Origin of the sequence: Chromohalobacter sp. (assembly GCF_039830575.1) — a bacterium.
Lineage (GTDB): Bacteria > Pseudomonadota > Gammaproteobacteria > Pseudomonadales > Halomonadaceae > Chromohalobacter > Chromohalobacter israelensis.
Map to the genome: position 1 here is coordinate 35,019 of NZ_JBDOOX010000008.1, position 24,198 is coordinate 59,216.

Here is a 24,198-nt window from a genome sequence, read left to right on the forward strand (position 1 = left end):
GCACGCACCGCTTTCGCGCATGGCAGCAGCTTCCATACTGAGAAGCGAGAGTCGCGATCGCTGGAGGACGCGCCATGCAACGTCTATCGCCGGAACCCGCCACGCTTCATGTCGCGCAGCTTGCGCCGATGCTCGAGGCCTTGCAGCGCCATCTCGGGCTGACGATCCTGCTGCACACGGCGCACGGGGCCTGCCTCGAACTACGCCACGAACGCCATGACAGCCAGGTGCTGTGGCTGGAGGCCACGCCCGGCGCGCTCCCCGGCACCCTGCGCCTGGAAGCCGACAACGCGGAATTCGAACGCCTCGCCCCCACGCTGATGGCGCAGGGAGCACGCTGTCTGGAAGCCTCGCGCGACCGGCCCAGCGCCTCCCGCGGTTGTGCCTGGCGCGTCCTGATCATGCCATTGCCCGGCGGCTGGCAATTGATGCTTCTGGCGCTCGACCCACGCCGCTGCCAACCGCTTGGCCTCCAGGGGCTGGTGGTATGAGGTTGCGGCGTCAGGGGTCGCTTTCCTCCGCGCGGCGCAGGCGCTCGTCCATCGCCCTGCGCTGGCGGTTGCGACGATAGCGCCGCACCAGCGCAACGCCGCTGGCCGCGACCAGCATTGCCGCCAGCGTGACGCCCTGCCACACGCGTGCCGCATCCCCCAGCCACGTCTCCAGCGCGATGATCAGAATGAACCCCACCGCCTGACTGGCGATGGCCACCGCCCGTAGCCCATCGACTCCATGGCGCGAATTCACCATGCCTGCTCCTGTTGATTGATCATTCCACGCTTGCGCCGCCTGCCATCACGTCTCGCCGCGACACCCGAGTGCTTGCCGACGTTCACGCCGCCCCGGGCGACGCGCTCCGCTTTAGTGTAACGTGCCAAGGCCCGTCGCCGTGCATGAGACGGCAGCGACTCCAAGAGCAGCTTCGTCATGAGGAGGCCCATGACCGCTTTCACGCTTGGTCCACTGTCCTTGCCGCCAGCGCATCTCTACGCGGCGAGCGCCGCCGTGGCACTGCTCGCGCTCGGCCACCTGGTCCGCCTGCCACCGCCACGCCGCCGCCTGTGGTTGACCGGCGCGTTACTCGGCGCCCTGCTCGGCGCCCGCCTGGCCGACATCGCACTGCACGGCGAGGCCTATCGCGAAGCCCCTCTCGAGGCCGTCATGCGCTGGCAGTCCGGGTATCACCCTTTGGGCGCCCTGCTGGGTGCGGGGACCTGGACGCTGGGCTGTCTGCGCCGCCTGCCGCCGCGCTATCTGACCCGGGCATCGGGCGTGCTCGCGACCTGCGCCGTACTATGGTGGGGCCTGAACGCCTGGCACCCTCTGGCCGGCGAACCTCCTCCATCGCACCTGCCGCCCTTGTCGCTGAACGCCCTCGACGGCGATGCGGTATCGCTCGAGACCCTCTCCACATCGTCACCGCTCATCGTGGTGCTGTGGCGCAGCGATTGCCACGCGTGCCGCCAGGCATTGGCACGCGTCAATGCGGTCGCCGACCAGGTGCGCGTGATAACGGTCAATGAAGGCCAATCCCTGTTGCAGGCCGCACGCTTCCTCGATGCTCAGGACATGGGGTTCGCGCATAACCTGCAAGACCCGGAGCAGCGCCTGCAGGCCTATTTCGGCATGCCCGACCTGCCGTTGACCGTCTACCTCGACGCCCACGGTCGACTCCGCAACATCCGTTCGGGACCGCTCGCCACGGCGACTCTCGAGGCCTGGCTGGCGGCATTGCCCTGAAAGCACAATCGCCTGTTAAGCCCTTGGCCGCTTTCCGGTAGAATACCGCGCCCGCCGCCCTGCATGCTCCCTCGCGGGCGGCACGCCACATACCGTTTCATCTTCATCCCGAGGCATCATGAGCGAATTCATTCCGGGCCAGCGCTGGGTCAGTGACGGCGAAGCCGAACTGGGGCTGGGCACGATCCTGAGCTGCGATTTCCGAAGCGTGACCGTTCTCTTTGCCGCCAGTCAGGAAACGCGCACCTACAGCGTTCGCCAGGCACCGCTGACCCGCGTGGTATTCGGCGCCGGCGACCGGATAGAAGCCGCCGACGGCCGCACGCTGACCGTCGACGACACCAAGGAGGCCAAGGGGCTGCTGATCTATGTCGTCGAGACGGCGGACGGCGAATACGAAGAGCTTCCCGAAAGCCGCCTCGCCGACAGCATGCGCTTCCAGCAAGCGCGGGACCGCCTGCTGACCGGTCAGGTCGACCGCAACGACTGGTTCGAGCTGCGTTACCGCACCCTGCACCACTATCACCGCATCGCTCAACACCCGGCGAACGGCCTGGCAGGCCCGCGGGTGGACCTCATCCCGCACCAGCTGTACATCGCCGACGAAGTCTCCCGTCGCCATGCCCCGCGCGTGCTGCTGGCCGACGAAGTGGGCCTGGGCAAGACCATCGAGGCGGGTCTGATCCTGCACCGCCTGCTGATCACCGGTCGTGCCGAGCGTGCGCTGATTCTGGTGCCGGACAGCCTGACCCACCAGTGGCTGGTGGAAATGCTGCGCCGTTTCTCGCTGCATTTCACGCTGCTTGACGAGCAACAGAGCCAGCACAGTACGGGCAACCCCTTCGAAAGCGCCCAGCTGGTGCTCGCCAGCCAGCAGTGGCTATTCGCCAACCCACACCGCCAGACCCAGGCCCAGGCCTGCGACTGGGACTTGCTGATCGTCGACGAGGCGCATCATCTCGACTGGAGCCCCGAGGCCAGCGGCCCCGGCTATGCCTGCGTCGAGCAGCTGGCGCATGCCATCGACGGCGTGCTGCTGCTCACCGCCACGCCCGAGCAGATGGGGCTTGCCAGCCATTTCGCCCGCCTGCGTCTGCTCGACCCCGAGCGCTATACCAGCCTGGCGGCCTTCGAGGCCGAAGAAACGGGCTACGCCCGGGTCGCGGAGGCGGTGGACGCCCTCGAGCGCCTGCCCGGCGATGCCGCGGACCGCGATAGCGTGGGCGCGGTCATCGACGACGCGGACAGCCAGGCACTGCTCGACACGCTGATCGACCCGGAAAGCGACGACACCCAGCGCGACAGCGCACGCCGCCAGCTACGCGAGCAGTTGCTCGACCGTCACGGGACCGGCCGGGTGATGTTCCGCAACAGCCGTCGCCATGTCGCCGGCTTTCCCGAACGCCACCTGCACGTCACTCGCCTGGCGCCGCCGTCCAGCTATCGCCGCGAGTTGCGCAAGCTGGATCGCGACATGGACTACCTCGACGACCTGCTGATCACCACCGGCCTCGACCATCCCGAGGTGCTGCTGTATCCGGATGCCATGTATCGCGCGCAATGCGATGCCTCGCCGGGCGACACCGCACTCAACGCCGAGCCCTGGTGGCAGATAGATCCGCGCGTGACCTGGCTGCTGGAGCGCCTGACCGAAGTGGGGCGCGACAAGATGCTAGTCATCGCCCACGACCGCGAGACCGCCAGCGATCTCAGCGAGGCACTGCGCGTACTGGGCGGAGTCCAGGCACCGGTCTTCCATGAGGGCCTGACGCTCATCGAACGCGACCGTGCCGCGGCGGCCTTCGCCGACGAGGAAGACGGGTGCCAGGTACTGGTGTGCTCGGAGATCGGCTCCGAGGGACGCAATTTCCAGTTCTGCCGGCATCTGGTGATGTTCGACTTGCCGGCGCATCCCGACCAGCTCGAACAACGCATCGGCCGCCTCGACCGTATCGGCCAGCAGCACGCCATCGAGATTCATGTGCCGGTCTTCGAGGACAGCCCCGGCGAGCGCTTGCTGCGCTGGTACGACGAGGGCATGCGCGCCTTCGACGCCCCGCACGGCATCGGCAGCGAACTCTACGACGCTTTCGGCGACAGCGTGGCCGATGCCCTGCTGGATGACGACGCGCTCGCCGAGGTCATTGCCGACACGCGACGCTTCTTCGAAAGCCGCCTCGCCGCGCACGAGGCCGGCCGCGACCGGCTGCTGGAGTGGAACGCCTGTCGGCCGGCGCGCGCCCAGGCCATCACCGAGGCGATTCGCGAGCTCGACGACGACCCCGCACTGCCGCGTTATGTCGACAAGGCGCTGGACGTATTCGGCGTCGAAAGTCGCGATCTGGGCGGCGACATTCAGCACCTGCTGGCCGGGCCCCACATGCTCGACGGCTTGCCGGGACTGGTCAAAGGCGAGGAAGGCTTCTCGGCCACCTTCGACCGGCAGCGCGCCCTGGCCCGCGACGATGTGCAGCGCTTGTCCTGGGAGCACCCTCTGGTCCGCGAGATGATGGAGCGCATCCTCGACGGCACGCTTGGCAACACCGCATTGGCGCTGCTTCAGCACCCGGCGATTCCGGGCGGACGACTGATGGCCGAACTGGTGTTCCGCACCCACTGTCCGGCGCCCAGACACCTGAACGTGGGGCGCTTCCTGCCGCCGACGGCGGTGCGCCTGCTGCTCGACGAGTCCGGCGCCAACCTGACCCAGAAGGTCTCCTTCGGCGGGCTGGCGAAAAACCTTCAGAAGGTCAAGAAGGCGGTCGCCCGGGACCTGATCAAGTCGCGTCACGCGCAGTTGCGCGACCTGTTGACGCGGGCCGAGGACGAGGCAGAGAACGAACTGCCGAGCATCATCGAAGCCGCGCAGACGCACATGCGTGACACGCTGGACACCGAGCTTGCGCGTCTCAAGGCCCTCGCACGTCACAACCCGGCGGTACGCGACGCGGAAATCGAGGCCCTCGCCCACGAACGCCGCGAGCTGGACACGGCCATCGACGCCACACGCCTGCGCCTCGACGCGGTCCGCGTGGTGGTGACCGTCGACCCGCCTGAATGAAGGGCGCCGCGACGCCTCGCGTCAGCGGCCGAGAATCGCCTTCAGGGCGCTGTCCAGCGTCGGATATTGAAACCCGAACCCCGCCGCCTCCAGGCGTGCGGGGCGCATGCGTGCCCCGGTCAGCAGCAAGCGCGACATCTCTCCCAGGGCCAGCCGCAGGACCCCGGCGGGCACCGCCATCACCGCGGGACGATGCAGGTGGCGCGCCAAGGCACGGGTGAAATCGGCATTGGTCACCGGATGGGGCGCCGAGGCATTGAACGGTCCTGCGAGGTCGTCGCGCTCGAGCAGGAAGAGCGCGATGCTCACCCAATCCTCGCGGTGGATCCACGGCATGTACTGGCGTCCGCTGCCCAGCCGTCCGCCCAGCCCGAGACGAAACGGCAACAGCAACTTGGCCAGGGTACCGCCACCGGCATCCAGCACCAGCCCGGTACGCAGCAGTACCACTCTCACCCCCAGCGGCTCGGCCGCCAGTGCCGCCGACTCCCACTCGGCGCAAAGACGGTGCGCGAACTCCTCCTGAGGCGGCGTCTGCTCGGTCACGTCGCGATCGCCCTGGTCCCCGTAATACCCCATCGCCGAACCGGAGATCATCACTCGCGGCGGCGTGTCCAGACGCTCGCACAAGGTCACCAGATCACGCGTGACGGTCAAGCGCGAGTCGATCAGGCGACGCTTTTGCGCAGCGCTCCAGCGCTTGTCGGCAATGGGCTCGCCCGCGAGGTTGATGATCGCCTCCGGCGCACGGTCCACGAACGCCAATACCGAATCGCGGACCTCGGTCCCGTCGGGAAGCAGCGCCTTCGCGCGCGACGGTGAGCGCGACACCACCAGCAGCTCGTGGCCGGCGTCGTGAAGGCGTCGGCACAGCGGGCGCCCGACGAAGCCGCTGCCGCCCGTGATCAAGATGCGCATATTGACTCTCCGAATACGTATTATACGACCGTTGTACAATTTGGTAGAGTTGTCCAGGTAAGCACGCGACGGCCCGGTTGAAAAGCATAGCTCATGGCCATTCACCACGCGGGCGCCGCCAGGCGGTGTCACTCATGCGCCGTCGTCACGAACCGTCTGACAGGAGGTTGCTCAATGAGCCACGCCTTGATCCTACTCGCCCATGGCTCCAGCGACGCGCGCTGGCGCGCGCCCTTCGAGGCGCTCGAAAGCGACTTGCAAGCACGCCTCGAGACCCCGGCAGTCGTCGCCTACATGGAGCTCAGCGAACCCTCGCTGGAAACGCGGGTCGCCGAGTGCCACGCCCAGGGGCATCGGCGCATCGATATCCTGCCGCTGTTCTTCGCCGCCGGGCGTCACCTGCGCCAGGACGTGCCCGCGCAACTCGATGCGCTGCGCACGCAATATCCCGACGCCACGCTGACGCTTCTCGACCCGGTCGGTCAGCACCCCGCCTTCGTCGAGGCCCTGGCAGGCATCGTGACCGCCCGTGCCGGCGCATGAGGATACGTGATAGAAATTGTACAGAACGCTTGCGACGTACAACTTCATACCCCATGCTGAACGGGCGGGCATCAGGTGACGTCGCCGCGAGTAGCGGGCACAATACGCGCCGCCGCCCGGCGGCGTGGGTGTCATGTCACCGATTGTCCTTGTCCCCCGACACCACGACACAGCCAACCGTTGGCGACCATCCGTATCGGGGCATGATTCACAGGAGGAACCTAAGCGCATGAGTGAACAGGCGATGGATCCGGCTAGCGCACCGTTGTATCCGATCCGCGAGGTCTCTCGGCTGACCGGCGTCAATTCCGTGACCTTGCGCGCCTGGGAGCGGCGCTACGGCCTGATTCGTCCGCAGCGCACCCCCAAGGGGCACCGCCTCTATGCACGCGAGGACATACAACGCGTCGAGCGTATCCTGCAATGGCTCAATCGCGGCGTTCCCGTCAGCCAGGTACGCGACCTGCTCGAGCAGTCCGAACCGGCGGCCAACGATGCGCCGCCTCCCGACATCAGCGACTGGGAGAGTCAGCGGCAGCAGTTGCTCCAGGCCGTCGACACGCTGGATGGCGAATTGCTGGAGACGCTCTTCAATCGCAGCATGGCGCTTTATCCCACCAGCGTGTGCATCGCCGAGCTGTGGCAGCCGGTGGTCGATCGACTCGAGGAGCGCTGGAGCGACCAGTTCGGTGCCGAACTGCAGCGGCGTCAGCTGGAAAGCTTCCTGCGCACCCGAATCGGCATGCGCCTCTATCACGCCAACCACGTGACGGGGGGCGCCCGACTACTGCTGGTGCGCCTGCCTGAAGAGCGCGATCTGCTGCGCACGCTGCTGCTCGCCCTCGCCGCTTCGGCATCGGGCTTTCGTGTCGAATGGCTGGAAACCGACTTGCCGATCAACGAGCTGGCGCTTGCCGCGGAACGCTTCAAGGTGGATGCCCTGGTGATGACCAGCGGCCATGCCGAACGCAGCGACCTCATTCGTCGTCAGTTGCCGCGTCTGGGCGAACAGCTCGATGTTCCCCTGTGCCTGGTCGGACCGGTGACGCGCATCCGGGAGGCGGAGCTGGAAAACACCCAGGTCGCGTCGCTGGGTGACGACCTGCCCGCCGCGCTCAGCCGCTTGCACGGGCTGCTGGGCCGCTGATTCGTACCACCGCGTCAGGAAAATTGGCATGTCCGACTTGCAGATGGTCTGGTTCCGCAGCGACCTGCGGACTCTCGACAACCGAGCGCTGAGCGCCGCCGCCGAACGCGGTCCGGTCATCGCCGTGTTTCTGACCAGCATTCCCCAATGGCAGCGGCACGATCACGGCGCCAACAAGATCGACTTCTGGCTGCGCGGCGTGGCCGCGCTTCGCGAACACCTCTCGGGCCTCAACATTCCCCTGTTGCAGCGCCGCATCGAGACCTACGACGAAGCCCCCGATGCCCTGCTGAAACTGGCGCATCAACACGGTGTGACCGCTCTGCATTTCAACCGCGAGTATCCGCTCAACGAACGACGCCGGGACGCAGCGGTGGAGCGCGCCTTCCACGATGCCGGAATCGCGGTGACCGGACATACCGATGCCGTGGCCTATGCACCGGGCGAGTTGCTCACGGGCAAGGGCGAGCCTTACAGCGTGTTCACGCCTTTCGCCAAGGCCTGGCATCGTCAGCTCGAAGGGCACCGCCTCGCCCTGACGCACGCACCGGCACCGCAGACCAGGCTCGCCATCGAAGCCGACCCGCCCCCCTCTCGCGAGCTTCCCGACGCGTGCGACACACCGCTCGACGCGTCACGCTGGCCGGCGGGCCAGGAGGAAGCCGGCGACCGTCTCGAACGTTTTCTGCGCTTCCGTGGACGCCACTACCGACGCCAGCGCGATTTCCCGGCGCTGCCCGGTACCAGCGAGCTCTCGCCATACCTGGCGCTGGGCATGCTCTCGCATCGCCAGTGCCTGCAGGCGGTCATGAGCGACAACGACGGCCATCTGGCCGATGGCGATGCCGGTCTCACGGCCTGGGCCAACGAGCTGATATGGCGCGAATTCTACCTGCATATCGCCGCCAGCTTTCCCGACATCAGCCGCCATCGTCCGTTTCAACCGCATACCCGCGACCTGGCATGGCGCGACGACGATGCCGGCTTTCGCGCCTGGTGCGAAGGGCGTACGGGGTATCCGCTGGTCGATGCCGCGATGCGCCAGCTCGTCCAGTGCGGGTGGATGCACAATCGCCTGCGCATGGTGACGGCAATGTTCTTGTCCAAGCACCTGCTGATCGACTGGCGGCGCGGCGAAGCCTTTTTCATGCGACATCTCGTCGACGGCGACTTCGCTTCCAACAACGGCGGCTGGCAATGGGCTGCCTCCACCGGTACCGATGCCGCGCCATATTTTCGAATCTTCAATCCCACCACCCAGGCGGAACGCTTCGATCCCGAGGGCCGCTTCATCGCGCACTGGCTTCCCGAGCTGGCTCCCCTTGCCGTCAAGTCGCGCTTCTTCCCCAGCGAAGCGCAACGTCGCGACACCGGCTACACCCTCCCCATCGTCGACCACAAGGCGGCCCGACAGCGCGCCCTGGACGCGTTCAAGTCGCTGTCGAGCTGAGCGAACACTTGTTTCACTGACACTTTATCCAGCCACGGGGGCAACATGAGCCAAGACACCGCACTGGCGACCTTTTGCCGTGTCTTTGAAAAATTAGACAAGAGGTGTACAAGATCCCTCGAAAACCTCTACACTGAAGATGTGGAATTCACCGACCCGTTACATCACATCGAGGGCCGCGCTCCCCTGATGCGTTACTACGAGGACATGCTGGCCAATGTCCAGACATGCCGGTTCGAAGTAACGCAGCGTTTTCGCGAGGGCGACGATGCGTTGCTGGTCTGGACGCTGCATCTGGCGCATCCCCGGCTCGCCCGCGGGCGAACGGTGTGCATCTCGGGGTGCTCGCAGCTGACGTTTCGCGGTGATCGGATCTGCCGGCATCGAGACCATTTCGACGCCGGTGCAATGCTCTATGAACACGTTCCCCTGCTCGGAACGATGATTCGCTGGCTCAAGCGGCGCGTGGACCCGGCGCGCCATTCGCGCTAGGCATCCCGTGCCCCATGCGCGAGGTATCTGGAGGAGAGCCCATGGCAACCCCACTGGCGGCACCCCAACGTATCTGGCTGACCGGCGCCACGTCCGGTATCGGCGAAGCCTTGGCCAAGCGGCTGTTGCAAGACGGACACCGCGTGGCCCTGACAGCGCGCCGGCGAGACGCCCTGGAAGCCCTCGCGGCGCCCTTCGATAATGCGCTGGTAGTCCCCGCCGACCTCACCGACCGGGCCTCGGTCCGCGAGGCCGGAGAGCGTATCGCGGCCGTCTTTGGCGGACTCGAGCTGGCCCTGCTCAATGCCGGCACCTGTGAGTATCTGGATGCACGTCACTTCGATATCGATCTCGTCGAGCGCGTGTTGACCACCAACCTGCACGGCACCCTGTATGCCGTGGATGCCGCCCTGCCGCTGCTCCGTCGGGCTCGAGACGCGCACCGGCGCCCTCAGCTGGCGGCCGTTTCCAGTGCCTCGGCGTATTTTCCGCTGCCGCGTGCCGAAGCCTATGGGGCCTCCAAGGCCGCGATCAGCTATTTCCTCGCGTCCCTGCGCCTCGACCTGGCGGCGGAAGGAATCGACGTCAGCCTTATCCACCCCGGTTTCGTGCGCACGCCGCTGACCGAGCGCAACGACTTTCCCATGCCCATGCGCGTCGAGGTCGACGAGGCCGTGGAAGCGATTCTGCGCGGCCTGGAAAAACGCTCGCTGGACATTCACTTCCCGCGTCGCTTCACCTGGCTGGTCAAGCTGGCGGGCATACTGCCGCCCGTACTACGCCACCGCCTGGGGCTGCGGCTCACGCGCAATGCCGATACGGAGGGCCGCTCATGAGCACTCCCCGTTCACGCATCGCCGTGGTCGGCGGCGGCATCTCGGGCATGGCCTGCGCGCACTATCTCGCCCAGCGCCATGCGGTCACGCTGTTCGAGGCCAACGAGCGCCTTGGGGGACACACCGCCACCGTCGATGTCGAGGTAAACGGCCATCAGCATGCGATCGATACCGGCTTCATCGTCTTCAACGATCGCACCTATCCGCATTTCCAGCGCCTGCTGGCGCATCTGGGCGTTCCGATGCAGCCCACCGAAATGAGCTTCTCGGTGCATGCCGTCAACGAGGATTTCGAATACAACGGCCACACGCTGAACACTCTGTTCGCGCAGCGTCGCAATCTGCTCCGGCCGCGTTTCTACGCCATGCTGCGCGATATCCTGCGCTTCAACCGCCAGGCGGTACGCGACCTGGAGCGCGATGCCCTGCCGAGCACCCTGACGCTGGGCGAGTACCTCACACGCGGGGGCTATGGCCTGGACTTCCAGCGCCGCTACCTGCTGCCCATGGGCGCCGCCATCTGGTCCGCCAGCGAGCACGACATGGCCCATTTCCCGCTCGCCTCCTTCGTGCGCTTCTTTCATCATCACGGCCTGCTGTCGGTGAACAATCGCCCGCAGTGGTACACGCTGCCCGGCGGCTCAAGGCAGTACATCGCTCCGCTGACATCGTCCTATGCCGCCAACATCAGGCTTGCGAGCCCGGTATGGCACATCGTGCGCGATGCCAGGGGCGTGACGCTGACCACGCCACGCGGCCAAGAGCGCTTCGACCAGGTGGTACTCGCCTGCCACAGCGATCAGGCCCTGGCGATGCTCGCCGCGCCCAGTGCCGCGGAGCGCGAGATCCTCGAGGCCCTGCCGTACCAGGACAACCAGGTCGTGCTGCATACCGATACCCGCCTGCTGCCGCGCCGACAGCGCGCCCGCGCGAGCTGGAACTACCGTATCGACGGCCGCGCCGACGACGCGCGCGTGTCGGTGACCTACGACATGAACCGCCTGCAACGCCTGACGAGCGAGACACCGTTTTGCGTGACGCTCAACGACAGCGAGGTCATCGACCCCGACTGCATGCTGCGTCGCTTCACCTACCGTCACCCACGCTTCACGGTGGCCGGCGCCGCCGCGCAACGGCGCCATGCGGAAATTTCCGGGACGCACCGGCGCACTCATTTCTGCGGCGCATACTGGCGTCATGGCTTTCATGAGGATGGCGTCTGGAGCGCCCTGCGAGTCGCCCGAGCACTGGGCTGCGACGAACCCGGCGCACCCGCGACGACCTCCGTTCCGTACACCGAGCAGACCGAGGAACCGGCATGAGCCAGGAGGCACACGTCCGGCACCCCGTCACGCATAGCCGCGTGGCCTGGGGCACGCTTCGTCATCGGCGTTTCACGCCTCGCCCGCATGCCTTCACCTACCGCATGTGGATGGCGTGGCTGGATCTCGACGAACTGCCCGCCCTGTTCGATGCATTGCCCGGGTTCAGCGCTCGACGCATGGCCCTGGCCCGCTTTCGTCGCGAGGACTATCTGGGTCCTGCCCGACTGCCGCTCAAGACGGCGGTTCGTCAGCGGCTCCATGCAGAGCTCGGCGAGCTCCCCGACGGTCCCATTCGAATGCTCACGCAGTTGCGTCTCTGCGGTGTGGGATTCAATCCCATCACGCTGTACTACGCCTATGATCGCGAGGAACGCCTGTGCGCGATCCTCGGCGAGGTAACCAACACGCCATGGCGGGAACGCCAGGTCTATGCCAGTCGCGTGACACCGACACGCCATGTCCACGCTGCGCACTTCGACAAGGCACTGCACGTCTCGCCGTTCAACCCCATGGACATGCGCTACCGCTGGCGCTTCAACACCCCCGGCGCGCACCTCTCGATGCACATGGATGTCTGGCGCGACGCCACGCGTCACTTCGACGCCACCCTGACATTGACGTTTGCGCCGGCCGGCCGGCGTGCCTGGCTTGCGGCCCTGGCGCGAGCGCCCTGGATGAGCCTCAAGACACTGGCCGCCATCCACTTCGAGGCCGTGCGCCTGTGGTGCAAACGTGTCCCGCTTTTTTCGCACCCACGTCGCGAGGAGAAATCGCCGTGACGATGACACACTCCGACACCAGCCCAGGGCGCTCGCTCGATGCCCGTCTCACACGCTGGCTCAAGCCCCGCCTGCTGCAGCAGCTCGCCACGCTCGACGGTGGCGTGCTGATCGTCGAAGAGGACGGCTGCACGCACCGTCTCGGGCGGGGTGGCCCCTTGACGGCCCGGCTTCGCATCCACGATCCACGTGCGTGGCGACGCGTTGCCCTGGGCGGCAGCGTCGGCGCGGGCGAAGCCTACATGGACGGGCTCTGGACATGCGACGACCTGGTCACGCTGATCCGCCTGCTGGCGCGCAACCTGGAACACGTCAACGGCGGCCTGGAAAAAGGCCCCGCGCGACTGGCCCAGAGCGCGCTGAGCGCCCTCAACGCACTGCGTCGCAACACCACCGCACGTGCCAGGCGGCACATCGCGGCGCACTACGACCTGGGCAATGACCTGTTCGAGACCTTCCTCGACCGCGAGCATTGGCTCTACTCAAGCGCGATCTTCCCCCACGCAGATGCCAGTCTGGAAGACGCCTCCACCTACAAGCTGGACGTCATCCTCGACAAGCTCGATATCGGTCCCGAGCATCACGTACTGGAAATCGGCACGGGCTGGGGCGGGCTGGCGCTCTATGCAGCGCGCACTCGCGGCTGCCATGTCACCACCACGACCATTTCCGAGGCGCAATACGCGCATACCGCTCGACGTATCCGCGAGGCCGGTCTCGAGGACCGCATCACGCTGCTCAAGCAGGATTATCGCGCGCTGGAGGGACGCTACGACCGCCTGGTCTCGGTGGAAATGATCGAGGCCGTGGGACACCAGTATCTGGATACCTATCTGGCCACCGTCGACCGACTGCTGAAGGACGACGGCCTGGCCCTGATCCAGGCCATCACCATCCGTGACCAGCGCTATGCCGCCGCCAAGCGCGATGTCGACTTCATCAAGCGCTACATCTTTCCCGGCGGTTTCCTGCCTTCGCATCAGGCAATGCTCGACAGCATGACACGGCGTACCCAGCTCAACGTGCTCGACCTCGACGAGATCGGGGCCCACTACGCGCGCACGCTGCGCGAGTGGCGCCAGCGTTTCGAGGCCAGCCTCGAGCGCATCGGCGAACTGGGCTACGACGAACGCTTCATGCGCATGTGGCGTTACTATCTGTGCTACTGCGAAGGCGGCTTTCTGGAACGTACCATCGGCACCTCGCAATGGTTGCTGGCCAAGCCGGGCAACCGTCGCGCGCCGCTCACCGGCGCGCTCTGAGCCATGCTCGGCAAGGTCATCAACGCCCTGGCGTTTCAAGTCGGCTGGCTGGCCTGCGTGCTCGGGGGGACCTCGTGGGCGATCCCTGCGGTCGGCGTGATCGTGACACTCCACCTGGCATGGCTGGGGCGACCCGGCGAATGGCGCTGGCTGATGGGCTTCGCGCTGCTCGGCGCCCTCGTGGACGGCGCCCTGACCTACGCAGGAGGCATGCGGTTTACCGGGAGCGCGGGACTCCCGCTGTGGTTGTGGCTGCTCTGGCCGCTCTTCGCGACCACCATCCACCACTCGCTGGCCTGGCTCTGGTCACACCCATGGCTGGCCGTGCTGGGCGGTGTGCTGGGTGGCCCCAGTTCCTATCTCGGCGGGGCACGTCTGGCGGAGGTCACGCTGGCGCCCTGGGCGGTGGCGGTACAAGCCCTGGTGTGGGGTAGCCTGTGCGGCTGGCTGGCGTTCAGGGCAGCGACACTTCGGCGTCGCGCCTGAGGCGCGCCTCGACATCGGCAACCCGCTCGGGGCGCGCATAGAGGAAGCCCTGTACCATGGCGCACCCCTGGGCCAGGAGGAAGTCACGCTGCTCCTCGGTTTCCACGCCCTCGGCGACCACGTCCAGCTCCAGCCCCCGCGCCATGGCCAGTACCGCCGAGGTGATCGCCGCGTCGGCACTGTCCTCGGGCAGGGCCCGCACGAAGGCCCGGTCGAGTTTCAGCTTGTCCACCGGCAGTTGCTTGAGATACGCCATCGAGGAATAGCCGGTACCGAAATCGTCGATGGCGATCGGATGGCCCTTGTCGCGCAGAGCGACGAGTCGCGCCGAGATATCCCCGGCCCGCTCGTCGAGCAGTACCGATTCGGTCAGCTCCAGCCCCAGCATGGCGGCCGGCACGTGATACTTGGCCAGACTGGCGGACAGCTTGGCCTCGAGGTCGCCCTGGATGAGCTGCACCGCGGAGATGTTGATCCACACCGGCACGAACGACACCCCCTGCTGGCGCCAGGCCGCCACCTGGGCGCAGGCGCGCTCGATCACCCAGTCGCCCAGCGCGCTCATCAACCCGTGACGCTCGGCCAGGGGAATGAAGCTGGCCGGCGAAATCATGCCCTGTGTCGGATGGTACCAGCGCAGCAGGGCTTCCATCCCGGCCAGCCGTCCATCGTCGAGATAGTGCTGTGTCTGGTAGAAAAGCTCCAGTTGCGTGCCATGCGCCAGCGCCTGGCGCAATTCGTTGAGCAGTTCGAGCTGCGGATCGCCTTCCACCTCCAGCGAGGGACGAAAGCGACGGCTGTGGTTGCGCCCATGACGCTTGGCGGCATACAGCGCCGACTCCAGCCGCTGGAACAGGACCCCGGCATCGCGGCCATCGTCGGGGGACCGGCAACTGCCGATGGTGAGCCCCAGGCGCAGCGGCGTCTCGCCGATCTCGAAGGGCTCGCTGAGGTGTCCCCGCAGTTCCTCCACCCATTGCTCGTGATCATCGAAGGTCGTGGTGCGGATGGCCATGAACTCGTCGCCCCCCAGGCGTCCCACCACGCCCCCGGCGACGAAGGCCGCGAGCCGCTGACCGAAACGCGACAGCAGACGGTCCCCCTTGTCGACGCCCATGGCATCGTTGACCGCCTTGAAGCCGTCGATATCGATGAGCGCGATGTCCAGCTCCTCCCCCGCCCGCAGGCGCTGCAGGCGTGATGCCAGCAAGTCGTGCAAGCGCCGCCGATTGGGCAGCCCGGTCAACGGGTCCTCGAAGCCGATGCGCTGAAGATCCTGCTCCCGCGCCTTGTGGCGGCTGATGTCGGTAAACAGCCCCACGTAGTGCGTCACGCGTCCCTTGGCATCGGTCACGGCGTGCACCCGCAACCACTCGGGGAACTCGTCGCCATGCTTGCGCTGATTCCAGACCTCGCCCTCCCACTGCCCGGTGGCATTGAGGGTCTGCCAGTATCGTTCGTAGAAGGCCTTGTCGTGGCGTCCGGACGACAGTACCGAAGGGTCGAGGCCGCGAATCTCGTCGACGCTGTAACCGGTGATCTGCGTGAAGGCCGGGTTCACCGCCTGGATACGGTTCTGGGCGTTGGAGATCAACACGCCATCGGGCGACAAGGTGAGGGCCGTCTCGGTCAAGCGACGACGCGTCGCTTCCAGACGGATTTGCCGCCAGGCGTCCCATCCTCCCACCAGCACCACGACCAATGCCGCCATTCGCAACATCAGCGTCGGCAAGAGGCTCATGGAAGCCATGGCGGCAATGCCCGTCCAGACCAGGGGACGGTTGAGCGTGAAGACGGACCACATGGCGTGTTATCGGCTCGAATCAAATGGAGGTTCGTTGAATTGCAGGCATCATGCCCCTTCTCTTGCGATGGGCGCAACCCGCACCCATCCGCGGATTGCACCCGATGAGCGCGCCCGGTAGGCTGGCTCGGCGTGCATTCATCCGGCACTGCCAGTAGACTAGGGCGTCCGTGCTCTGCGACGCACCACAATTTCGACTCTCGGAACGACTCAGTGACCAAGCAACACTCTTTTGAGCGTGAGGAGCTGCTGCAATGCAGCCAGGGCGAACTCTTCGGCCCCGGTAATGCACAACTGCCGGCTCCCAACATGCTGATGCTCGACCGTGTCGTCCGCATCTGCGAAGAAGGCGGCCATTACGGCAAGGGCGAGCTCATCGCCGAACTCGACATCCACCCGGACCTGTGGTTCTTCGACTGCCACTTTCCCGGCGACCCCGTCATGCCCGGATGCCTCGGCCTGGATGCCATGTGGCAGCTGGTCGGTTTCCATCTGGGCTGGCTGGGTCACCCCGGACGCGGACGCGCGCTCGGCTGTGGCGAAGTCAAGTTCTCGGGCCAGATCCTGCCGGATGCCAACAAGGTTACCTATCATATCCACATGAAACGGGTAATCACGCGCCGCCTGATCCTGGGCATTGCCGACGGCACCGTCTCCGTGGACGGTCGTGAAATCTATCAGGCCAACGATTTGCGCGTCGGCCTGTTTACCTCCACTGCGAACTTCTGATCGGGAGGCTTCCATGCGACGAGTGGTAGTCACCGGCCTGGGCATCGTGTCCTGCCTGGGCAACGACCAGCAACAGGTACTGGACGCGCTGCGCAACGGACGCTCGGGTATTCGCTTCAAGGACGAATACGCCGAACGCGGATTCCGCAGCCACGTGGCCGGCGTGGTCGACATCGATCTCGATACCTTGATCGACCGCAAGCTACGCCGCTTCATGGGCGACGCGGCGGCCTTCGCCTATGTCTCCATGGACCAGGCCATCCGCGACGCGGGACTCGAAGAGAGTGACATATCCAGCGAACGCACCGGCCTGATCGCCGGCTCCGGCGGCGCGAGCAGCGCCAACCAGGTCGAGGCCGCCGACGTGCTGCGCGAAAAGGGGCTGCGTCGGGTCGGGCCGTATCGCGTCACGCGCACCATGGGCAGCACCGTGTCCGCCTGCCTGGCGACGCCCTTCAAGATCAAGGGCGTCAACTACTCGATTTCCTCCGCCTGCGCCACCTCGGCTCACTGCATCGGCAGTGCCGTCGAGCAGATTCAGCTCGGCAAGCAGGACGTGGTCTTCGCCGGCGGCGGCGAGGAAGAGCACTGGACGCTGTCCTGCCTGTTCGATGCCATGGGTGCGCTGTCGACCAGTTACAATGATTCCCCCGAGACGGCATCACGCCCTTACGACGCCTCGCGCGATGGCTTCGTCATCGCCGGCGGCGGCGGCATGCTCGTTCTCGAGGAGCTGGAGCACGCCAAGGCACGCGGCGCCAAGATCTACGCCGAGATCGTGGGCTACGGCGCCACGTCCGACGGCTACGACATGGTCGCACCGTCCGGTGAAGGCGCCGCCCGCTGCATGCGCCAGGCCATGGCGACAGTGGACGGCCCCATCGACTACATCAACACCCATGGCACGTCCACGCCCGTAGGCGACATCGCCGAACTCAAGGCGATACGCGAAGTGTTCGGCGACACCACGCCGGCCATGAGCTCCACCAAGTCGCTGACCGGCCACTCGCTGGGGGCCACCGGCGTGCAGGAAACCATCTACTCGTTGTTGATGATGGAGCACGCCTTCATCGCCGCATCGGCCAACATCGACGAACTCGACGATGCCGCGCAGGGCTTCGATATCGTGAAAACGCGGCGCGACGACGCCGCCATCGAGCGCGTGCTGTCCAACAGCTTCGGGTTCGGCGGCACCAACGCCTGTCTGGTCCTGCAACGCTACCGGGACTGATCGGCGCCATACCGCTTGCGGTCGCGTAATGCCAAGGGGCGCCTCTCGAGAGGCGCCCCTTGCGTTTGATCATCCGCGGGATCTCGCCGCGTGGCCATCAAGCGGGAACCTTGGCAGCCTCCCCCTCGGCGGCGGGGCGCGGTACCGCCGATATCTCGGTGAGTTGCGCCTCGATCCAGTGCTCCACCTCGGCCAGCACGTCCTCGGTCGAGCGCCCCTGCGTCTCGATCGGCGCGCCCACGACCACATTCAGATGTCCCGGCTTCTTGACCCAATGCTTGCCCGGCCAGTGCTCGCCGGCGTTGTGAGCCACCGGGAGGACCGGCACGCCGGCGCGACAGGCGATCACCACGCCGCTCTTGTTGTAGCGCTTGCGCTGCCCCGGCGCCACACGAGTGCCTTCCGGGAAGATGAGCACCGAGAGCCCCTCCGACAACCGCTGCATGCCCTGCTCCAGTACCATGCGCATGGCCCGCGACGGCCGCGAGCGATCCAGCGCGATGGGCTTGATCAAGCGCAACCCCCACCCGAAGACCGGCAGATTGAGCAGCTCGCGCTTGAGCACCGTGCAGATGGGCACCTTGAGCAGTTGCAGAAACAGGGTTTCCCATTCGCTCTGGTGATTGGCCAGCACGACGCAAGGGCCTTCCGGCACGTTCTCGCGCCCCCTGACGTGGTAGCGGACCCCGCAGGCGATCGCGAACCAGCGCAGAATGAAGCGGTTATGCAGGTTGAGGAGTCGAAACCGCGAAAACAGCGGGACCAGGGGTGCGATCGGCAGCAGGCATAGGCCACTGACCAGCAAGGCCAGAAAATAACCGGCGTAGAACAACACGCTGCGCAGCACATTCATGTCGCCGCCTCCTTGTCGTGCAGCCGACACCAGTCGTCCAGCATCCGGCTCAGCTCGAGCCGCCATGGCTTCTGATGTATGCCGAAGGCATCCAGCACGCGACGGCAGTTGAGCACGCGCCGCAAGGGGTGATCATGGTGATGATGCAGGGCCTGCAAGGTCCCCAGCGTCAGGTCGCGCCCCTGGCGTTCCAGATGGGTGGCAAGCTGGGTACGCACCACGGAGGCGAAGGTATAGGGGCTGACCGGCTCGGTGCCCGCCAGATGGTAGGCTCCCCATGCCTCGGCCCCGCACCCTTGCTGCTGCAACATGCCGATCAGCGCCATGGCCACGGCGTCCGCCGAGGTCGGACACAGGATGACGTCCTCTGCGGCACGCACCGTCTCCCCGGCCAGCAGGGTGTCGATCAGCCCGGGAAGCCAGGCATGCGCGCCCTCGAGCGCGAACAAAGGTCCCAGACGCACGATGAGATGCCGCGGCAAGCGCTGACGGACGCTGTCGCCGGCCACGATCAAGCGCTTCAAGCTCTCGTCACGGGGCGCGGGCGTGACATGCTCGTCGAGCGTCCCATCGCCGCCGTCCTCGTACAGTTCGTCGGAGACGCACCACACCAGCGGCACGCCGTACTCGCGGCACAACTCGAGATTGGCCTCGACCGCATCGGCATGCGCCATGACCTCGGCGGGCGCCAGCCGCGCCGGGGCCGCCAGCGGGGGCACGATCAAGGCATCCGGCTTCGCCTCGGCCAGTATCCGAGCCGTGACCTGCGTCCCTTCGACGATGACCAACTCGGTATCCCGGCGCCGGTTCGCCTCGCGCGCCAGGGCGAGGCTCAAACAGTGTCCCGCATCCGCCAGCAACAGCTTCACGGTCTCTCCTCTCGCATGCTTGTCGTTTCGATTCGCCGGCAATGCCGTCGGCAGGGGCACATACTCGCCCATCGTCGCATTGTCTGTCATCCTCATTCCCGCCGACAGGACGCGCACGCCCGGCGCGTCGAGACATGACAAGGAGAACGCTCCATGACACTCGCCGTGCGCCAAGCGTGGGATGGCCGCGCTCAACTGGGTGAAGGCCCGCTCTGGTCCAGCGAACTGCAGGCCCTGGTATTCGTCGACATCCTCGGCGCCCGGCTGATGGCCTACATGCCCGACGACGACACCACGCACTGCTGGTCGCTCGAGGAAGCCTGCTGCTGGCTGGCCCCCCACCATGACGGCGGCTTCGTCGCCGGCCTGCGCTCGCGCCTGGTCCGCCTGCAACTGGATGAAGGCGGCCCACACGTGCTCGAGACCCTGGCGCATCCGGTCGCCGATCGCCCCGGACAACGCCTCAACGACGGCAAGGCCGATCCGGAAGGACGTCTATGGTTCGGCACCATGGATGACGCGGAACGCCACGCCAGCGGCGCCCTCTGGCGATTCGATGCCGGCGGCCTGCAGACACTCGACACGCCCTATACCGTGACCAACGGCCCCGCGATCAGCCCGGACGGCCAGACGCTGTACCATACGGACAGCCCCGCGCGCACCGTGTATGCCTTCACACGGCACACCGACGGCACCCTGAGCGACAAGCGGGTGCATCTGCGCTTCGGCGAGGCGGACGGCTATCCCGATGGCATGACCTGCGACACCGAGGGCGGCCTGTGGATCGCCCACTGGGACGGCGGCCGCGTGACACGCTTCCGGCCTGACGGCACGCGCGACCGGCACATCGAGGTGCCTGCCTCGCGCGTGACCTGCTGCACCTTCGGCGGCGACGACCTGTCACGCCTGTATGTTACCACCGCAGCCGTGGGCCGCGATAACGAACCCAAGGCAGGCTCACTGTTCGTGACCGAACCCGGCCTGCGTGGCATGCCTCCATGTGCGTATCGTCCCGCGCCCTGAGACACTCGCCACCATGCAAAACGCCACGCCGGCTGGCGTGGCGTTCAGGAGCGCGGCCTTCTCAGGCGGCGCTGTCCAACGGCTCGGCGGGCCCGAAGAACTCATGATGCCGCCGGCTGGCCGCGACACCGAGCGCGCTCAGCGCAGCCTCCATGTTGCGCATGAACCCCGCCGGCCCGACCAGGTAGCACTGGGCGTCGCGCGGCAGATAGCGCGACAGCAGGTTGGCGTCCACATGACCGCCGTGCGTCGGTGCATCTTCCGCCCGTGGCTGCGAATATACGGTGATCACCTCCAGCAACGCCGGGTAATCCGCCTCGAGTCGCGCCAGTTCGTCCGCGAAGGCATGCACCGCCCCATCGCGCGCGGCGTGCAGATAGACCACCCGGCGCCCGGCGGCGAGCGCCTGCCGTGCCAGCGGCACCATCGGGGTCTGGCCGACGCCCGCGCTGATCAACATCACCGGCGATGTGCCCTCGTCCAGCGTCAGATGGCCGGCCGGCGGCAACAGCTCCAGCGTATCGCCCTCGGCCAGGCGATCATGGAAATGGCGGCTGACCTTGCCCCCCTCCTCGCGCTTGATGGATACGCGGTAGGTCTCCCCGTCGGGCGAGGCTGACAGGCTATAGTGGCGATGCACGATCTCGCCGTCGATCGTCAGCTTGAAGCCGATGTATTGCCCAGGGCGATGCGCGGCGACGGGGCCGCCGTCCACCGGCGCCAGCACGAAGGAGGTGATCACGGCGCTTTCGGGGCGCTTGGCGGCGATACGGAAGGTCCGCGTACCTTCCCAGCCCCCCGGCTGCGCGGCGAAGTCGCGATAGCGGCGGGCTTCCTTCTCGATCAGCAAGCCCGCCAGTTCCTCGTATAGCGCCCCCCAGGCATCGGCGACCTCGTCCGTCACCGCATCGCCCAACACCTCGCCGATCGCCGCCATCAGGCATTCGCCGACGATCGGATAGTGCTCGGGCCGTATGCCCAGCGAGACATGCTTGTCGACGATGATGCCCAGCACTTCGTCGAGGCGCTGCGGCGTGTGGCGCAGCTGGACATAGCCGACGACGGCGCCCGCCAGGGCCCGGGGCTGTCCGCCCGTATGCTGATGAGTGGCGTTGAACAGCGTCTTCACTTCCGGATAGCGCGCGAACATCAGCGGATAGAAGCGCTGCGCGATGGCCTCGATGTGTTCGGCGACGACGGGCGTGGTGGCAGCAATGACGGATTCCTGGGCGGATGTAAGCATGACGACTCCTTGGATAAAGGTTCTGCACAAGATGCATTCCCTCTATCGCAAGCAGAGTGCCAAGCTGGCCCGGCGCGCCGCCACCGCGACATCGTGCCACGCCTTCGCCTTGCAGGCCTTGTCACAGGCGGGCTCATGTCCTGTCCACTCCGTCGCTGCCCGCCACCTCGGCTTGCCCCGGGCACGACAGATGTCAGAATGACATCGACAAAGCCTGTCCATGTGACACTATTCACCGAAAGAGTGTGAAAATGACAGCGTTTCTGCATACCCTGCGCGACTTGCTCGCCGACCTCAGCGCCGGCCATTCTCGTGACCCGCTCCCTGAACGCTGGGCCCGGCTCCTGGCGGCACTGGTCGGCAGCTACCCTGCCGATGCCAGCACGCTGATGGTCGCGCATGACGACGGCCTGCAGCCCGTCGCGGTGCTCGGGCTCGACGACGAGGTCCGCGGCCGGCGTTTCGCCCTGGACGCACACCCGCGCCTGGCTGCGATCGCCGCCCATCCCGGCGTGTGCCGTTTCCCTCTCGACTCGACGCTGCCCGATCCCTTCGATGGACTGCTCGATGACGCCTCGAGTCACGTGCACGACTGCATGGGGGTCGCCCTGCGCGACGGTGACCGCCTGCTCGGCATGCTGACGCTGGACGCACTGACGCCCGGTTGCCTGGCCGCCATCGATGACGACGAATTGCTCGCCGCGGCAGGCCTGATGGCGACCTGCCTGCGGCTCGCCCAGCAGCTCAGCGACACCCGCTCGCGTCTCAACCAGGCGCTCGACCAGACCTTCGATCATGACGCGCCTCGACACAGCGAGCCGGCCTGGCACAGTCCCGCCATGCGACAACTGGACGAGAGCCTGGCGCTGGTCGCGCCGACCGACATGAGCGTATTGCTCCACGGGGAGACGGGGGTCGGCAAGGAGCGGCTCGCCCGGCGAGTGCATGCGCTTTCCTCGCGCCGCAAAGGACCGCTGGTACGCGTCAACTGCGCGGCTCTGCCCGAGGCTCTGATCGAGAGCGAACTTTTCGGGCATCGGCGCGGCGCGTTTTCCGGTGCCGTACGCGATCATCGCGGCCACTTCGCCATGGCTCACGAAGGCACACTGATGCTCGATGAAATCGGGGAATTGCCGTTGACCATGCAGCCCAAGCTGTTACGCGTGCTGCAGGAGGGGGAGATTCAGCCGCTGGGCAGCGAAACGCCCCAGCGCGTCAACGTGCGGGTCATCGCGGTCACCAACCGTGCGCTCGACCAGGAGGTCGCCGCCGGACGCTTTCGGGAAGACCTCTATCACCGCCTGAGCGTCTTCCCCTTGCGTGTGCCGCCACTCTGCGAGCGTCGCGACGACGTACTGTTGCTGGCCGGGGGCTTTCTGGAGGACAACCGCATCCGCCTGGGGGTCGCCAACCTGCGCCTGGAGCCCGAGGCCGAGCGCGCCCTGCTGGCCTGGCACTGGCCAGGCAACATCCGCGAGCTGGAGCATACGCTGGGGCGTGCCGCGCTGCGCGCCTTCGGCGAGCGCCCCCGAGATACACGGCACGCGCGCCGCGATGCCGTGGTTCGCATCGCCACGCACCACCTGGAGCTGCCTTCGAGCGAGGCACCGATACCGCGTCCGGCGGACGCGAACGTCGTCACCGCGACCGAGGCAGCCCCTTCCATGCCATTACGCGAGGCAGTCGAGGCCTTCCAGCGTCAGCATATCGCCCGCGCGCTGGACACACACGACGGCAACTGGGCCGCCACCGCCCGTGCCTTGCGCACCGACAGCGGCAACCTGCATCGCCTGGCCAAACGTCTGGGACTCAAGCGCTAGACGATCGACTCAGAACGGAATCTCGTCGTCAAAGTCATCGAAGTTGCCCGGATTGGGAGCACCATAATTGTCCTGCTGCCCGCCCTGTTGCGGCGGCTGCTGCTGGGGACGCTGCTGCGGCGGCGGACCGCCCTGAGGCTGACCGTAGCCGCCTCCCTGCTGGGGCGCGCCACCGGGCTGGCCCATGCCTTGCTGAGGCGCGCCTTGCGAGGGCTGGGCGTAGTCGCCTCCCTGTCCACTGCGCGAATCGAGCATCTGCATGTCATTGGCGACGATTTCGGTGGAATAGCGATCCTGACCGTCCTGCCCCTGCCACTTGCGCGTCTGCAGGCGGCCTTCGATATAGATGCGCGAGCCTTTCTTCACGTACTGCTGGGCGATTTCCGCCAGCTTGTTGAACATCACCACCGTGTGCCATTCGGTACGCTCCTGACGCTGACCGCTCTGGCGGTCGGTCCACGAGTCGGTGGTCGCGATACGCAGATTGCATACCGGGTTGCCGGAGGGAAGAAAGCGAACTTCCGGGTCCTGACCGAGGTTGCCGATCAGAATGACCTTGTTGACGCCGCGAGCCATGTGAGTCTCCT

General features: G+C 66.5%; 23 protein-coding genes. 16 read left to right on the plus strand and 7 right to left on the minus strand.

Annotated features, from left to right (window positions below; translation table 11 throughout):
* Window positions 1-74 precede the first annotated feature (74 nt).
* Entirely contained in the window at window positions 75-491 is a 417-nt protein-coding gene (locus tag ABGX75_RS06630; RefSeq protein WP_011505780.1) for a hypothetical protein, read from the plus strand.
* 10 nt (window positions 492-501) lie between these two features.
* On the opposite strand, the gene ABGX75_RS06635 is transcribed toward ABGX75_RS06630, so the two are convergent.
* A complete protein-coding gene (locus ABGX75_RS06635) occupies window positions 502-750 on the minus strand; it encodes a hypothetical protein (RefSeq protein WP_011505779.1) in 249 nt (82 codons plus the stop codon).
* Window positions 751-939: 189 nt separating this feature from the next.
* Between ABGX75_RS06635 and ABGX75_RS06640 the strand changes: the two genes are divergently transcribed.
* Complete coding sequence (locus ABGX75_RS06640) at window positions 940-1,740, plus strand: TlpA disulfide reductase family protein (RefSeq protein ID WP_347410919.1); 801 nt, start codon at window positions 940-942, stop codon at window positions 1,738-1,740.
* Window positions 1,741-1,858: 118 nt separating this feature from the next.
* Window positions 1,859-4,801: an RNA polymerase-associated protein RapA gene (rapA, locus tag ABGX75_RS06645; protein WP_179153635.1), complete on the plus strand. Its 2,943-nt coding sequence runs from the start codon at window positions 1,859-1,861 to the stop codon at window positions 4,799-4,801.
* 21 nt (window positions 4,802-4,822) lie between these two features.
* On the opposite strand, the gene ABGX75_RS06650 is transcribed toward rapA, so the two are convergent.
* Window positions 4,823-5,719, minus strand: a complete 897-nt coding sequence (locus tag ABGX75_RS06650; RefSeq protein WP_011505776.1) for a TIGR01777 family oxidoreductase — start codon at window positions 5,717-5,719, stop codon at window positions 4,823-4,825.
* Window positions 5,720-5,893: 174 nt separating this feature from the next.
* Between ABGX75_RS06650 and ABGX75_RS06655 the strand changes: the two genes are divergently transcribed.
* The 9 genes from ABGX75_RS06655 to ABGX75_RS06695 all read left to right on the plus strand — a co-directional run bounded on the left by ABGX75_RS06655 (window position 5,894) and on the right by ABGX75_RS06695 (window position 14,039).
* Window positions 5,894-6,262 (plus strand): CbiX/SirB N-terminal domain-containing protein, encoded by a 369-nt coding sequence (locus ABGX75_RS06655; protein ID WP_011505775.1) that lies wholly within the window; start codon window positions 5,894-5,896, stop codon window positions 6,260-6,262.
* A gap of 229 nt (window positions 6,263-6,491) precedes the next feature.
* The gene (locus tag ABGX75_RS06660) at window positions 6,492-7,409 is read left to right on the plus strand and encodes a MerR family transcriptional regulator (RefSeq protein WP_347410920.1); all 918 of its coding nucleotides are present in this window, start codon (window positions 6,492-6,494) and stop codon (window positions 7,407-7,409) included.
* Between the two features lie 28 nt (window positions 7,410-7,437).
* Window positions 7,438-8,859, plus strand: a complete 1,422-nt coding sequence (gene phrB / locus ABGX75_RS06665) for a deoxyribodipyrimidine photo-lyase (RefSeq protein ID WP_347410921.1) — start codon at window positions 7,438-7,440, stop codon at window positions 8,857-8,859.
* 45 nt (window positions 8,860-8,904) lie between these two features.
* On the plus strand, window positions 8,905-9,351 hold the full coding sequence (locus tag ABGX75_RS06670) for a nuclear transport factor 2 family protein (RefSeq protein ID WP_011505772.1): 447 nt from the start codon (window positions 8,905-8,907) through the stop codon (window positions 9,349-9,351).
* A 41-nt stretch (window positions 9,352-9,392) separates the two neighbouring features.
* Window positions 9,393-10,187 (plus strand): SDR family NAD(P)-dependent oxidoreductase, encoded by a 795-nt coding sequence (locus tag ABGX75_RS06675; RefSeq protein ID WP_011505771.1) that lies wholly within the window; start codon window positions 9,393-9,395, stop codon window positions 10,185-10,187.
* On the plus strand, window positions 10,184-11,509 hold the full coding sequence (locus ABGX75_RS06680; RefSeq protein WP_347410922.1) for an FAD-dependent oxidoreductase: 1,326 nt from the start codon (window positions 10,184-10,186) through the stop codon (window positions 11,507-11,509). The genes ABGX75_RS06675 and ABGX75_RS06680 overlap by 4 nt, the downstream gene beginning before the upstream one ends.
* Window positions 11,506-12,291 carry a DUF1365 domain-containing protein gene (locus ABGX75_RS06685; protein ID WP_287125106.1) on the plus strand — a complete coding sequence of 262 codons (786 nt, stop codon included), beginning with the start codon at window positions 11,506-11,508 and terminating at the stop codon, window positions 12,289-12,291. Before ABGX75_RS06680 ends, ABGX75_RS06685 begins: the two co-directional genes overlap by 4 nt.
* Before the next feature lie 2 nt (window positions 12,292-12,293).
* Complete coding sequence (locus ABGX75_RS06690) at window positions 12,294-13,553, plus strand: cyclopropane-fatty-acyl-phospholipid synthase family protein (protein ID WP_287125109.1); 1,260 nt, start codon at window positions 12,294-12,296, stop codon at window positions 13,551-13,553.
* Between the two features lie 3 nt (window positions 13,554-13,556).
* Window positions 13,557-14,039 carry a DUF2878 domain-containing protein gene (locus ABGX75_RS06695; RefSeq protein WP_011505767.1) on the plus strand — a complete coding sequence of 161 codons (483 nt, stop codon included), beginning with the start codon at window positions 13,557-13,559 and terminating at the stop codon, window positions 14,037-14,039.
* Here the strand turns inward: ABGX75_RS06695 and ABGX75_RS06700 are convergent.
* The gene (locus ABGX75_RS06700; RefSeq protein WP_011505766.1) at window positions 14,008-15,843 is read right to left on the minus strand and encodes a GGDEF domain-containing phosphodiesterase; all 1,836 of its coding nucleotides are present in this window, start codon (window positions 15,841-15,843) and stop codon (window positions 14,008-14,010) included. The genes ABGX75_RS06695 and ABGX75_RS06700 overlap by 32 nt on opposite strands.
* Before the next feature lie 213 nt (window positions 15,844-16,056).
* Between ABGX75_RS06700 and fabA the strand changes: the two genes are divergently transcribed.
* Complete coding sequence (fabA, locus tag ABGX75_RS06705; protein WP_011505765.1) at window positions 16,057-16,572, plus strand: 3-hydroxyacyl-[acyl-carrier-protein] dehydratase FabA; 516 nt, start codon at window positions 16,057-16,059, stop codon at window positions 16,570-16,572.
* A gap of 13 nt (window positions 16,573-16,585) precedes the next feature.
* Entirely contained in the window at window positions 16,586-17,803 is a 1,218-nt protein-coding gene (gene fabB / locus ABGX75_RS06710; protein ID WP_011505764.1) for a beta-ketoacyl-ACP synthase I, read from the plus strand.
* Between the two features lie 97 nt (window positions 17,804-17,900).
* Here fabB and ABGX75_RS06715 read toward each other — a convergent pair whose 3' ends face one another.
* Together ABGX75_RS06715 and ABGX75_RS06720 are read right to left on the minus strand one after the other, a co-directional pair.
* The gene (locus ABGX75_RS06715) at window positions 17,901-18,656 is read right to left on the minus strand and encodes a lysophospholipid acyltransferase family protein (RefSeq protein ID WP_347410923.1); all 756 of its coding nucleotides are present in this window, start codon (window positions 18,654-18,656) and stop codon (window positions 17,901-17,903) included.
* Window positions 18,653-19,525: a sugar nucleotide-binding protein gene (locus ABGX75_RS06720; protein WP_043558899.1), complete on the minus strand. Its 873-nt coding sequence runs from the start codon at window positions 19,523-19,525 to the stop codon at window positions 18,653-18,655. The genes ABGX75_RS06715 and ABGX75_RS06720 overlap by 4 nt, the downstream gene beginning before the upstream one ends.
* A 153-nt stretch (window positions 19,526-19,678) precedes the next feature.
* On the opposite strand from ABGX75_RS06720, the gene ABGX75_RS06725 reads away from it, so the two are divergent.
* Window positions 19,679-20,548: an SMP-30/gluconolactonase/LRE family protein gene (locus ABGX75_RS06725; RefSeq protein WP_128689790.1), complete on the plus strand. Its 870-nt coding sequence runs from the start codon at window positions 19,679-19,681 to the stop codon at window positions 20,546-20,548.
* 61 nt (window positions 20,549-20,609) lie between these two features.
* Here ABGX75_RS06725 and hmpA read toward each other — a convergent pair whose 3' ends face one another.
* The gene (gene hmpA, locus ABGX75_RS06730; RefSeq protein ID WP_035415377.1) at window positions 20,610-21,791 is read right to left on the minus strand and encodes an NO-inducible flavohemoprotein; all 1,182 of its coding nucleotides are present in this window, start codon (window positions 21,789-21,791) and stop codon (window positions 20,610-20,612) included.
* A 251-nt stretch (window positions 21,792-22,042) separates the two neighbouring features.
* Here hmpA and norR point away from each other — a divergent pair, with 251 nt between their 5' ends.
* Window positions 22,043-23,611, plus strand: a complete 1,569-nt coding sequence (norR, locus tag ABGX75_RS06735) for a nitric oxide reductase transcriptional regulator NorR (RefSeq protein WP_347410924.1) — start codon at window positions 22,043-22,045, stop codon at window positions 23,609-23,611.
* Window positions 23,612-23,620: 9 nt separating this feature from the next.
* On the opposite strand, the gene ssb is transcribed toward norR, so the two are convergent.
* Window positions 23,621-24,187: a single-stranded DNA-binding protein gene (ssb, locus tag ABGX75_RS06740; RefSeq protein ID WP_011505758.1), complete on the minus strand. Its 567-nt coding sequence runs from the start codon at window positions 24,185-24,187 to the stop codon at window positions 23,621-23,623.
* Between the last annotated feature and the right edge of the window lie 11 nt (window positions 24,188-24,198).